The sequence below is a fragment of the Solicola agrisoli genome (assembly GCF_049059935.1).
Lineage (GTDB): Bacteria > Actinomycetota > Actinomycetes > Propionibacteriales > Nocardioidaceae > JAURVT01.
Map to the genome: position 1 here is coordinate 24,501 of NZ_JBMGQR010000042.1, position 11,768 is coordinate 36,268.

Annotated in this window: 14 protein-coding genes; 6 read left to right on the forward strand and 8 right to left on the reverse strand. The window is 73.7% G+C overall.

Features of this window, described 5'->3' with window-relative positions; translation table 11 throughout:
• Positions 1-14: 14 nt before the first annotated feature.
• The 3 genes from ACI6PP_RS14755 to fdhD are packed head-to-tail and all read right to left on the reverse strand — an operon-like array spanning position 15 to position 2,232.
• Positions 15-725 (reverse strand): anti-sigma factor, encoded by a 711-nt coding sequence (locus ACI6PP_RS14755; RefSeq protein ID WP_421112361.1) that lies wholly within the window; start codon positions 723-725, stop codon positions 15-17.
• Positions 722-1,330, reverse strand: a complete 609-nt coding sequence (gene sigK, locus ACI6PP_RS14760) for an ECF RNA polymerase sigma factor SigK (RefSeq protein ID WP_421112362.1) — start codon at positions 1,328-1,330, stop codon at positions 722-724. Before sigK ends, ACI6PP_RS14755 begins: the two co-directional genes overlap by 4 nt.
• A gap of 29 nt (positions 1,331-1,359) precedes the next feature.
• A complete protein-coding gene (fdhD, locus tag ACI6PP_RS14765) occupies positions 1,360-2,232 on the reverse strand; it encodes a formate dehydrogenase accessory sulfurtransferase FdhD (protein ID WP_421112363.1) in 873 nt (290 codons plus the stop codon).
• Positions 2,233-2,336: 104 nt separating this feature from the next.
• Here fdhD and ACI6PP_RS14770 point away from each other — a divergent pair, with 104 nt between their 5' ends.
• The 4 genes from ACI6PP_RS14770 to ACI6PP_RS14785 are packed head-to-tail and all read left to right on the forward strand — an operon-like array spanning position 2,337 to position 4,396.
• Positions 2,337-2,957 (forward strand): HNH endonuclease family protein, encoded by a 621-nt coding sequence (locus ACI6PP_RS14770; protein WP_421112364.1) that lies wholly within the window; start codon positions 2,337-2,339, stop codon positions 2,955-2,957.
• Between the two features lie 32 nt (positions 2,958-2,989).
• On the forward strand, positions 2,990-3,649 hold the full coding sequence (locus ACI6PP_RS14775; protein ID WP_421112365.1) for an alpha/beta hydrolase: 660 nt from the start codon (positions 2,990-2,992) through the stop codon (positions 3,647-3,649).
• On the forward strand, positions 3,646-4,011 hold the full coding sequence (locus ACI6PP_RS14780) for a hypothetical protein (RefSeq protein WP_421112366.1): 366 nt from the start codon (positions 3,646-3,648) through the stop codon (positions 4,009-4,011). Before ACI6PP_RS14775 ends, ACI6PP_RS14780 begins: the two co-directional genes overlap by 4 nt.
• Complete coding sequence (locus ACI6PP_RS14785) at positions 4,004-4,396, forward strand: hypothetical protein (RefSeq protein WP_421112367.1); 393 nt, start codon at positions 4,004-4,006, stop codon at positions 4,394-4,396. The genes ACI6PP_RS14780 and ACI6PP_RS14785 overlap by 8 nt, the downstream gene beginning before the upstream one ends.
• Positions 4,397-4,399: 3 nt before the next feature.
• On the opposite strand, the gene ACI6PP_RS14790 is transcribed toward ACI6PP_RS14785, so the two are convergent.
• Genes ACI6PP_RS14790 through ACI6PP_RS14800 form a run of 3 tightly spaced genes read right to left on the reverse strand, consistent with a single transcriptional unit; the run spans position 4,400 to position 6,518 of the window.
• Positions 4,400-5,065, reverse strand: coding sequence for a DUF6629 family protein (locus ACI6PP_RS14790; RefSeq protein WP_421112368.1), 666 nt, complete (start codon positions 5,063-5,065; stop codon positions 4,400-4,402).
• Between the two features lie 9 nt (positions 5,066-5,074).
• A complete protein-coding gene (locus ACI6PP_RS14795) occupies positions 5,075-5,575 on the reverse strand; it encodes an AAA family ATPase (RefSeq protein ID WP_421112369.1) in 501 nt (166 codons plus the stop codon).
• A gap of 55 nt (positions 5,576-5,630) precedes the next feature.
• A complete protein-coding gene (locus ACI6PP_RS14800; RefSeq protein ID WP_421112370.1) occupies positions 5,631-6,518 on the reverse strand; it encodes an alpha/beta hydrolase in 888 nt (295 codons plus the stop codon).
• 170 nt (positions 6,519-6,688) lie between these two features.
• Between ACI6PP_RS14800 and ACI6PP_RS14805 the strand changes: the two genes are divergently transcribed.
• A complete protein-coding gene (locus ACI6PP_RS14805) occupies positions 6,689-9,043 on the forward strand; it encodes a sulfatase-like hydrolase/transferase (RefSeq protein ID WP_421112371.1) in 2,355 nt (784 codons plus the stop codon).
• Complete coding sequence (locus tag ACI6PP_RS14810) at positions 9,043-9,921, forward strand: formylglycine-generating enzyme family protein (RefSeq protein WP_421112372.1); 879 nt, start codon at positions 9,043-9,045, stop codon at positions 9,919-9,921. Before ACI6PP_RS14805 ends, ACI6PP_RS14810 begins: the two co-directional genes overlap by 1 nt.
• Here the strand turns inward: ACI6PP_RS14810 and ACI6PP_RS14815 are convergent.
• Both ACI6PP_RS14815 and ACI6PP_RS14820 read right to left on the reverse strand, forming a co-directional pair.
• On the reverse strand, positions 9,918-10,523 hold the full coding sequence (locus ACI6PP_RS14815) for a DnaJ family domain-containing protein (RefSeq protein WP_421112373.1): 606 nt from the start codon (positions 10,521-10,523) through the stop codon (positions 9,918-9,920). The genes ACI6PP_RS14810 and ACI6PP_RS14815 overlap by 4 nt on opposite strands.
• A 65-nt stretch (positions 10,524-10,588) precedes the next feature.
• On the reverse strand, positions 10,589-11,768 hold a 1,180-nt coding region (locus tag ACI6PP_RS14820; RefSeq protein ID WP_421112374.1), incomplete at its 5' end, for an HNH endonuclease signature motif containing protein.

Below are 11,768 nucleotides of genomic sequence, written 5' to 3' on the forward strand. Positions count from 1 at the left end.
GGCCGGTCGGCCGGTCAGGCGTTGACGACCGCGATCGGCGTGGTGGTCGGCGACGTCGAGCCGCCCTCGGGCTCGACCGTGATCGCGACCGCGTCGGCCCGGTCGAAGTCCTTGAGCAGGTGGCTCGAGCCGCCGGCGCCGCCGGAGAAGGTCTCGTTGGGCACGGGGACGTCGCCCCGGAGCATCCAGAGCTGGTAGACCTTGCCCTTCTCGGTGGCCGGGAGGTCGTTGACGGCGACCACGGCGCGGTCGAGGCCTCGCGAGCTGGCGACGGTCATCGTGCCGCCGTCGGGCAGCTCGTGCGACGCCGTGGACACGTCGGAGGCCGCCAGCACCTGCGAGATGCTCACGCTGTCGGCCTGGAGGTCCTCGGCCCGGTTGTGCTCCATCCAGAAGCCGCCGACGCCGGCGACCAGGGTCAGGACGGCGGCGACGAGCAGGCCGCGCCGGGCGTAGCGCGCCGCCGTGGAACGACGGTGCGAGCGGGCGCCGATGGGCCGGACCTGGGGCGTGCGTGCCGCGTCCTGGAGCACGGCGGTGCGCAGGCTCGCCGGGGCGGCCTCGGACACCGCAGCGCCGAGGCGTGCGGCGGTCTCGACGAAGCCGGCGAGCTCCTCGCGGCACTCCTCGCACACCTCGAGGTGGGCCTCGAAGGCCTCGCGCTCGGCGTCGTCCAGGGCGTCCATCGCGTAGGGCGCCAGGAGCGTGTGGGCATCGATCGTCATGCTGCAACCCCCATGCAGTCGCGCAGGCGGATCAGTCCGTCGCGCATCCGGGTCTTGATCGTGGCGGGGTTGACACCCAGCAGACGGGCGACGTCGGCGTAGGTGTGTCCCTGGTAGTAGGCGAGCTCGACGGCCTCGCGCTGGAGCTCGGTGAGGCCGGTGAGGCAGCGGCGCACCTGCTCGTGCTCGAGGCGCGTCGACACCTCCTCCTCGACGTGGTCGTAGTCCGGGCCGCCGGTCCAGTCGTACTTCTTGTCGCGGTCGGTGGCCGCCTGGTCGTGGCGGACGGCGTCGACGGCGCGCCGGTGGGCGAGCGTCAGGATCCAGCTCTTGGCGCGGCCACGCTCGGGGTCGAACTTGTGCGCCGACTGCCAGACCTGGAGGAAGACCTCCTGGCTGACCTCCTCGGCGCGGGAGGGGTCGCGGATCACCCGCTTCACCAGGCCGAACACCGAGGCGCCGACGGCGTCGAAGACGCGGGCGAACGCGGCCTCGTCGCCGCGCGCGGTGCTGACGAGCTCGTCGTCGAGCGAGGCGGGTGGGGCGTCGGCGACGGCGCGAAGACCCGACGGGGTCTCGCCTGTCACCTGGGGCGCGTGGTCCACGGAGTCTCCTCGATGGCGGAATGGTCTCTTCACCATGTCTTCGTCTCCACGTCGCTCCTGGATGGGTCGAGGTCGTGCCCGGTGTAGACGACCATGCGGCTGCCCCGGACGAACCCCGCAGCGAGCATGCCGACGTGCCGAGCGAGGTCGATCGCCAGGCTCGTCGGGGCCCCGACCGCGACCACGGCGCTGACGCCGGCGACGGCCGCCTTCTGCACGATCTCGAAGCCCAGGCGGCCGCTCGTGCACAGCACGAGCCCCGCCGTCGGGGTGCGTCCGAGCAGGCAGTGCCCGATCGCCTTGTCGACCGCGTTGTGCCGCCCGACGTCCTCGCGCACCACGCGCAGGGTGCCGTCAGGGGTGAACAGGCCCGCGGCGTGCAGCCCCCCGGTCGACTCGAACAGTCGCTGCTCGGCCCGCAGCCGGTCGGGCAGCGAGCGCAGCAGGTCGGGGGTCAGGCCCACCGGGGGAGGGACGGGGTGCTCGCCGCGCAGCGCGTCGACGGACTCCAGGGAGTCGGTGCCGCACACGCCGCACGCCGACGTGGCCGTCATCGCCCGCACCGTGACGGGCCGGCGGGCCGGCACCCGGAGCGACACGGTCACGACGTTGAACTCCTGGTCGCGGCGCAGCGTCTCGTCGGTGCAGTACGCGACGGTGCCGACGTCGTCCAGGTCGGCGACGACGCCCTCGGCCAGCAGCAGGCCGGCGGCGAGCTCGAAGTCGTGGCCGGGGGTGCGCATGGTGACGCCGAACCGCTCCGGCGGAAGCCCGGGCTGCTCGACGCGGACCTCCAGCGGCTCCTCGGTGGTGAGGCGGTCCTCGTGCCGGACGTGGCGGTCGCCGTCCCACTCCACGACGCGCACGCGTGTGGTGGGGCCCGGGCGTCGATCAGGGGCCATCAGCCCAATCTACGCGGTGGGCCCGCGGACGCTGCGGTGAACATCGAACATCGAACGGGTGTCGCGGGGTTTGGCCCACCCGGCCGCCGGGCAGACCCCCTGCCATGAGGAAGCTCCTGCTCGCGCTGCTCGTCGCGGCCGTCGTCGTCGTCACCGCCACCACGCCCGCCTGGGCCGACCCGCCCACGCCGCCGTCGGCGAGCTCGGCCCGCACGAGCCTCGCGGCGCTCACCGTCCGCGCACCGGCCAACGAGTCGAGCTACGACCGCGACGAGTTCCGGCACTGGATCACCCAGAGCGGGACGTGCGACACCCGCGAGACGGTGCTGAAGCGTGACGGCGACGGCGTCGCGGTCGACTCCTCCTGCCAGCCGACCCGCGGCACCTGGTCCAGCGTGTACGACGGCGCGACGGTGGCCGACTCCTCCGACGTCGACATCGACCACATGGTGCCGCTCTCGGAGGCCTGGCAGTCCGGGGCGAACGCCTGGACCGACGCCCGTCGCGAGACCTTCGCCAACGACCTGCAGCACGCCCAGCTGCTCGCAGTGACGGCCAGCAGCAACCGCAGCAAGGGCGACCGCGACCCCGCGGAGTGGAAGCCCACGCGCACCGCCGCCTGGTGCCTGTACGCCCGGCAGTGGGTGGACGTGAAGCGGGTCTACGGCCTGAGCGTCGACAGCGCCGAGAAGACGGCCCTCGGGACGATGCTCGACCGCTGCTGAGCGGCCCGCCACCTGCGTGGAACCATGGAGGTATGACCTCCGCCTCGCTGCGCCGCAGCGGCACCTGGGAGTCGCCCCGGGCGATCGTCCTGTTCCTGCACGGCGGCCAGCAGGCCAACACCGAGCCCGTGCTCGAGAGGCACGCGTCGTGGTGGCGGATCGCCCGCATGCAGGACCGCTTCGAGCCGTTCGCCCGCGAGCACGACCTCGCCGTCGCGCTGCTCAAGTACCGATTTCGCGGCTGGAACGCGGGCCCCGGACGCACGCCCGACCCGGTTGTCGACGCCCGCGGCGCCCTGGAGGAGCTGCGGGGCGAGCACCCGGGCGTCCCGGTCGTGCTGGTCGGCCACTCGATGGGCGGGCGCACCGCCTGCCACGTCGCGGACGACCCCGCGGTCGCGGGTGTCGTCGGCCTGGCGCCGTGGCTCCCCGAGGGCGAGCCCACCGGCGCCCTGCGCGAGCGCCACCTCACCGTCGCCCACGGCAGCCGGGACCGCTGGACGTCGCCGAGGTGGAGCCGGGTGTACGTCGAGCGCTGCCAGGGCCTGGCCACGTCGGCGACCTGGACGTCGATGGGACCGGTCGGGCACTTCATGCTCCGACGGGCCGGCCGCTGGAACGCGTTCACCCGCGACGGCGTCGACGCCGTCCTCGGCCTGACCCGCGACCTCGGCCCCGGGGTCGACGCGTGATCGAGGTCTTCGCGTACTCCGTCGCCGTCGTCGCGCTGCTCGTCGGCCTGGCAGCCGGCTGGCTGATGGTGCGCGACCACCGCGTCAACAACCCGCTGTTCTACGCCGCCGCCGCGCTGGAGGTGCTGCTGCTCGCGCTGCTCGTCACCGGGTGCGTCGCCCTCTCGCGGACCGACCGCGACGTCGACGGCGTCACGTTCGTCTCCTACCTGGTCACGGTCGCGGTGATCCCGCCGGCCGCGATCCTGTGGGGCATCGCGGAGAAGAGCCGCTGGGGCACCGGCGTGGTCGTGGTCGGCATGATCACGGTGGCCGCGCTGTGCGCCCGCCTCACCGACATCTGGACGGGCACCTATGTCTGATCGCACCACCTCGTCGGGGTTCGGCCGCGTGCTGGTCGCGGTGTACGCCGTGTTCGCGCTCGCCGCGACCGCCCGCTCGGTCGTGCAGCTCACCACCCGCTTCGACGAGGCCCCCGTCGCCTACCTGCTGTCGGCGTTCGCAGGCGTCGTCTACGTGGTGGCCACCGTCGCGCTCGCCCGGCACGGCAGCACGTCGAACCGGGTCGCGGCCGCCGCGATCACCGTCGAGGCCGTGGGCGTGATCGTCGTGGGCGCGCTGAGCGTGTGGGACGCACAGCTGTTCCCCGACGCCACCGTGTGGTCGTACTTCGGTCGCGGGTACGGCTTCGTCCCGCTCGTGCTGCCGTTCGTCGGCCTGTGGTGGCTGCGCCGGGTGGGCCGCTAGCACTCAGACGGGCGCGCGGTCGGGCACCCGCGACGGGTCCTGCCGGTCGCGACGCACCTGAAGGACGATCGCGACGCTGGTGATCGCCGCCCACCCGCACCACAGCGACGTCAGGGCCTGGGTGGTGACGAGCGCGAGCACCGCGACCGCCACCACGTTGACCACGCCGAAGATCCTGATGGCGCGCGACGACGACAGCAGCGTCGAGCCGCACGTCACCACCACGTAGCCCGACACGACGAGCACCGGGAACGGCACGCCGACGCCGTAGCGCACGAAGTGCTCCTCGAGCGTCACCGCGATGTCACCGTCCAGCGTCGCCCACAGCATGGTGGCCGACACGGCGATCCCGACGCCGAGCGCCACCGACAGCGCGTCACGACGGCGCCCGAGCGGCTCGCGAGCCCGGATCGCGAACGGCACCAGCGTCGGCAGCACGACGTAGGCGATCAGCACGTACACGTGGGTCGCGAGGGAGAAGACGCCCTCGCCGACCTGACCGCGACCGCCCCACCACACGAACGCCTCGACGAAGCTGTGGAAGGCGAGCACGGCGGGCACCAGCGCGAGCGGCAGGTCCTCGCGGACCGGACGACGACGCAGGGCCTCGACGGCGACGGCGCCGATCACGACACCGGCGGCCAGGTCGACCTCGGGGGACAAGCACACCCCGACGTTCTACCCCAGCGCGTCGACGAGCCTCCGGTAGGCCCCCTCGACGTCCTCACCGCCGACGACCCGACGGGCGGCCGGACGGGTGGCGACGTAGGCGTTGAGCCGGGCGTGCAGGTCGGACGCCTCGGCCGGGTCGACGTCGCGGTCGGGTCGCGCGGCCACCCGGCGCAGGCACTCGGCCTCGTCCACCTCGATCACCAGCTCGACGAAGCGCGCCCCGACGCGGGTGGCGACGGCCTCCAGCCGCTCGAGCAGCCCCGGCCGCGCGACCAGCTGGGGCACCACGACGTCGTGCCCGGAGAGCAGGTGCGCCCGGGCCATCTCGACGGCGAGGTCGCGCGCGGCCAGCCCCGCGCGGACCGGGTCGTCCTCCCACCGTCCGAGCAGCGAGCGCACGAGGTCGACGTCGAGGACGAGCGCCAGCGGGTGGTCCTCGGCCCACCGGCGCGCGAGCGTCGACTTGCCCGCACCGGGCCCGCCGTTGAGCACCACGAGACGTCCCACCCGCGCGACGGTACCCGCGTGCACAGTGCCCGCGCCTCGTCCGGGCGGACGGGTCTCAGGCCGTCGGGACGAGCGCGTCGCGCAGCTCGGCGACGATCCGGTCGAGCACCTCGCGAGCCTGACCGGGGGCCCGGTCGCCGTCGAGGAAGTAGTGGTCGCGGTCGGGCACCACCACGTGCCGGACGGGCACTCCGGCCTCCTGCAGCCGACCGGCGTAGGCGTCGCCCTCGCGCCGCAGGACGTCGAGCTCGCCGGTGAGCACCATCGCGCGGGGGAGCCCGCGGAGGTCCGGCGCCAGCAGGGGCGAGGCGTACGGCTCGAGCCGCCGCGACTCGTCGGCGAAGTACGTGGCGCGCACCAGGTCGAGCAGCGCGGGCGAGATCATCGGCTGCGCCAGCGGCGAGCGCTTGGCGGCGACCGGCTCGGCGACGTCGAGCGACGGCACGCCCAGCAGCTGGAGGGCGGGGGAGAACGAGCCGAGGTCGCGGGCCTGCAGGCACGCCGACGCCGCCAGGTTGCCGCCGGCGCTGAAGCCGCCGAGGGCCACGCGGGCGCCGTCCCACCCCTGGTCGGCTCCGTGCGCGGCCACCCAGGCAGCGACGTCGTGCGCCTGGTGCTGGGCGACGGGGTAGCGGCGCTGAGGTGCGACGTCGTAGTCGACGTTGACCACGGTGGCGCCGACCTCGGTCGCGACGACCCGGGCGAAGAAGTCGTCCATCTCGGGGCGGCGCATGACGAAGGCTCCGCCGTGCAGGTGCACGTACACCGGGGGAGGGCAGCCGGCCTCGGTGGCGTGGTAGACGTCGCACCGGACGTCGCCGTGCCGCGTGGGCACCCGCAGCACGGTGGGGCCGGGGTGCTCGCCGTGGGCGAGCTGGAGGCTCTGGCCGTACCGCACCGAGACCGCGGACTTCTGCATCAGCCAGGCGCGGAGGTCCGCCATCACGTGCACGATCTCGTTTCGACGCCGCCGGCCGACCGGATGGGTGACCGGGCCGAACATGACCCCGATGGGCCATCGGGCGTGGCACGTCGGTGCCGTGAGCCCGCGCCACGGTGTCCACCCTGCGTCCCGGCGCGAGCGGACAGGCCTCGGCGTGGTGCGATGTCCCCATGGACGAGCCGGACCGCAGCAGCCTGCCCATCGACGTGACCACCTCGACGGGCGACGTCCGGTCCGCGATCGCCGCCACGCTCGGTGGCGCCCGCACCGCCCCGCCGCCCGTCAAGCCCGTGCGCCCGCCCGAGGGCGCGCCCAACGTCGTGGTCGTGCTGATCGACGACATGGGCTTCGGCGCGTCGAGCACGTATGGCGGTCCCTGCGCGATGCCGACCGCCGAGCGACTGGCCGACGGCGGCCTGCGGTACAGCCGCTTCCACGTCACGGCCCTGTGCTCCCCGACCCGTCAGGCCCTGATGACCGGCCGCAACCACCACTCGGTGGGCATGGGCGTCACCTCGGAGATGTCGACCTCCGAGCCCGGGTACACCGGCTACCGTCCCGCCAGCGCGGCGACGATGGCCCAGATCCTCGGCGGCAACGGCTACAGCACCGCCGCGTTCGGCAAGTGGCACCAGACGCCGCCGGTGGAGGTGAACCCGTCGGGCCCCTTCACCCGCTGGCCGACGGGGGAGGGCTTCGACGCGTTCTACGGGTTCATGGGCGCCGAGATGAACCACTGGTACCCCCAGCTCTACTCGGGCACGACGCCCGTCGAGCCCGACCGGCTGCCCGAGGACGGGTACCACCTCACCGAGGACCTCGTCGACCACGCCGTGCAGTGGGTCGACGGCCAGCAGGCGCTCACGCCCGACAAGCCGTTCTGCCTGTACCTCGCGCTGGGCGCCACGCACGCGCCGTTCCACGTCGCCCCGGAGTGGATCGGCAAGTACCGCGGCGCCTTCGACGACGGCTGGGACGTCCAGCGCGAGCGGACGCTCGCCCGCCAGGTCGAGCTGGGGCTGGTGCCCGAGGGCACCGACCTGGCTCCCTGGCCCGAGGGCGTGCCGCACTGGGACGACCTCGACGACACCGAGAAGGCCGTCGCCGCCCGGTTCATGGAGACCTACGCCGGCTTCGCCGAGCACGCCGACACCCAGGTCGGCCGGCTCGTCGACGAGCTCGAGCGCCGCGGCATCCTCGACGACACCCTGGTGGTCTACATGCTCGGCGACAACGGCGCGTCGGGCGAGGGCGGGCCCGAGGGAACCGTCCGCGAGCACCTCGTCGGCCACGGCATCGCCGACGACACCGCCGCGATGGCCGAGGTGGTCGACGAGATCGGCGGTCCCACCACCTACCCGATTTACCCGGTCGGCTGGGCTCTCGCGATGAACACGCCCTACCCGTGGACCAAGCAGGTCGCCTCCCACCTCGGCGGCACGCGCGACGGGATGATCGTGCACTGGCCGGGCGGCATCGACTCCCGCGGCGAGATCCGTCACCAGTGGCACCACGTCATCGACGTGCTGCCCACGATCCTCGACGCCGCCGGCCTCCCGCACCCCACGACGGTCGGCGGCGTGGGCCAGCAGGTCATCGAGGGCACGAGCCTGCGCTACACCTTCGACGACCCCGAGGCCGCCGACCGCCGCGGCACGCAGTACTTCGAGATGGTCGGCAACCGCGGCATCTACCACGAGGGCTGGACCGCCGTCACCCGTCACGGCACGCCGTGGCTGATGGTCGACGGCGGCGACCGTCCCTTCGAGGACGACGTGTGGGAGCTGTACAACCTGATCGCCGACTGGAGCCAGGCGCACGACGTCGCCGACCAGGACCCGCAGCGCCTCGCGTCCCTGCGCGAGCTGTTCGTCATCGAGGCGGGCCGGCACCAGGTGTTCCCGCTCGACGACCGCGTCACCGAGCGCGAGAACCCCCAGGTCGCCGGGCGCATCGACCTGCACCACGGCCGCACCTCGATCGAGCTCGGCCCCCGCACCGCCCGGCTCAGCGAGGAGGCGGCGCCGAACGTCAAGAACCGCTCGCATACGGTGTCGGTCGACGTCGAGGTCGCGGACGACTCGGGCGTCCTGGTCGCCCAGGGCGGACGCTTCGGCGGCTGGTCGCTGTACGTCCACGACGGTGCGCTCGCGTACGCCTACAACCTCTACGGGCGCGACCGCACGCACGTCCGGTCGTCCGCACCGCTGACGCCGGGGCGCCACCTGCTGGCCGTCCAGGTCGAGTCCGACGGCGGACCTCCCGGCAGCGGCGCGGGCGTCACGCTGCTCGTCGACGGCGACCCCGTGGCGGAGGGCCGGCTGGACGCCACCACGGCCTTCTACTTCGCGTTCGACGAGACGTTCAACGTCGGCGTCGACCGGGGCACGCCCGTCACCGACGACTACGTGCCGGTGCACAACGCGTTCACCGGCACGATCCACCGGGTGCGCGTCGACCTCGCCCCCGAGCACCCGCTGGAGGTCGAGGTGCGCCGCCGCGTCAGCCAGCTCGCGGCCGACTGATGGGCGCGTGCTGCGCGCCATCCGGTCCCGCCCGCGACGACGGCCCGGCCCGGGCTCACGCACCCGGCGTCTCGGGCGTCGAGCTGGTCGACGTGCCCGGCGGCACGTTCACCATGGGCAGCGACGGCCCGGAGGCGTACCCGATGGACGGCGAGGGCCCGGCCCGCGACGTCACCGCCGGCGACGTGCGCATCGGCCGGCACCCGGTGACCGTGGGGGAGTGGCGGGCGTTCGTCGACGCCACCGGTCACGTGAGCGACGCCGAGCGGTTCGGCTGGTCGTTCGTGTTCGGCGGGTTCCTGCCCGACGACTTCCCTCCCACCCGCGGCGTGGCCGCGGCGCCCTGGTGGCGTCAGGTCGAGGGGGCCGACTGGGCGCACCCCGACGGCCCGCAGTCCGACGCCGACGGCCGCGACCGACACCCCGTCACGCACGTGTCGTGGCGTGACGCGTCGTCGTTCGCCACCTGGGCCGGCGGGCGCCTGCCCACCGAGGCCGAGTGGGAGCACGCCGCGCGCGGCGGGCTCGACGGCGCGGTGTTCCCGTGGGGCGACGAGCTCGAGCCGGGCGGCGAGCACCGGATGAACGTCTGGCAGGGCACGTTCCCCTCGCGAGACACCGCGGCCGATGGCTGGTCGGGCACCAGCCCCGTCGACGCGTTCTCGCCCAACGGGTACGGGCTGCACGACGTCACCGGCAACGTGTGGGAGTGGTGCTCCGACGCGTTCGACTCCTCGGGCGCCCGGGTGTCCAAAGGTGGGTCATACCTGTGCCACGCCTCGTACTGCCGCCGTTACCGCCCCGCGGCCCGGCAGGGGAGCGGGCCGGACTCCAGCACCGGCAACCTGGGCTTCCGGCTCGCGGTAGACCCCCGCTAGGACCTGCGCCGACGCCGGCGGGCGCGCCACCGCTCGAACCACCAGGTGCTCTCCTGGGCCGCCTCACGGGCCTCCCGCTCGGCCCGCATCCGGGCCCGCCGCGCGTCGCGGCGCGCGGCCCAGGCGGCGACCTCGGCGTCCACGTCGCGCGTGGGGGTGATCACCGGGGGACCGCCCATCAGCTGGCGACGGGCCTCGACGACCCGGGCGTTGAAGTCCTCGAGGATCCGGCGCACCTCGCGCTCGCTGCCCTGGCGGTCGAGACGGTCGGTCAGCTCGGCGTCCTCGGTGCGCAACGCCAGCGCGGGCGGCAGCACACCGGTGATCTGCTCGCGCTCGATCAGCTGCTTGACCCACCAGTCGGGGTCGTGGGTGCCCCCGAGCCCGGGGATCGGCTTGCCCGCACCGGGCAGGTCGTCGAAGTCGCCGCGCGCGATCGCCTGCTTGATCTGGTGGTCGACCCAGAGGGCCTGCTGGTCGAGGCGCTGGCCTGGGTTCGAGTCGTCCTCCGGCTCGTCCTCCTGGGCAGGAGGTGGTGCCTGACGGGTCATCGCCGTCTCGGCGGCACGCCTGAGGCGCCGCTCCCTGTCGTGTGCGTCCACGGTGCTCACCCCTTCGTCGCGGGTGCCCTCCACGGTACCGAGCAGGTCGTTCGCGTACACGTCGGTCAGTCCCGCTTCGGTCGGTACGGCGTGCCGGCGCGGGGTCGTCGGTACGGGTCGAGCCGGGCGGGTGGGACGGATGCGGGCCGTCCGTCGTCGGTGTCGAAGGTGATGGTCCACCCGTCGTCGTGGACGGTGCGGTGGTGGAACGGGCAGAGCAGGACGCCGTCGTCCAGATCGGTGCTGCCGCCGTGGGACCAGGGTTCGCGTGCGTGGTGGGCTTCTGTCCAGGACGGTGGTCGGTCGCATTCGGGGAACGCGCAGCCGCCGTCGCGGTGGGCCAGGGCCAACCGTTGGGCCCGGTTGAACAACCGCTGGGTGCGTCCGAGGTCGAGTGGGAGCGAGGCTCCTCCGAGGACCTGGGGAATAACGCCGGCGTGGCAGGCGGCGCGGCGGACCTCGCCGGCGGACATGCGCTGCCCGGTGGACGTCGTCCCGACCCCCACGCCCTCGACGAGGGTGTCGAGGTCGATGTTGACGGTGACGACGAGGCCGGAGCCGCCGGCGTCGGGGAGTCCGTCGGTGGGCAGGTGCTCGACCAGGGAGGTGAATCCCCGGCCCTGGCGCTGGGAGTAGGTGAGGTCCTCGGCGGCCTGTCCGTCGTCGAGGTGACGGCGGCGGGGTGCGGTGAACCGGTCGATCGCGTGCTTGAGCATCCCGGCCTGGGCCTCGGGGATCCGGAAGCGGCCGGTCCAGGTGCCATCGGCCTGGTCCTGCATCCAGAGCTCCGACCTGGCGTACGCGTCCTTCTCGCGGTCGCGGACGATCTCGCCCTCGTCGACGTCGACCTGGTCGGCCGGTTTGAAGACGTCGGTGATCCGATCGGCCCGGCGCTGCAGGTCCCGCATGGTCAGCGTCCCGGCGTCCTCGATCATGGCCCGCTCGCACTTCTGACGGGTGGCAACGGGCACATTCTGGGGAAGCCGGGTGACCGTCCGGGCGATCAGACGGGCCTGCTCCTTGGTCACCTGACCCTTGGCCAGGGCTGTCTCGGTGGTGCTCGCCCTCGCCAGGTCCTCGCCCAGGTGGACGTCGCGGGCGGCGGCGTGGCGGTCGCCACCGAACTGTCCGGCCATCAGCGATCCGGTCGAGGTGGCGCCGGCCTTCCTCGCCGCACCCGAACGCTCGACCGCCCGCGTCGCGGCCACCGAGTGCGCAGACACCCGAGCCTGCACACGCGCCCAC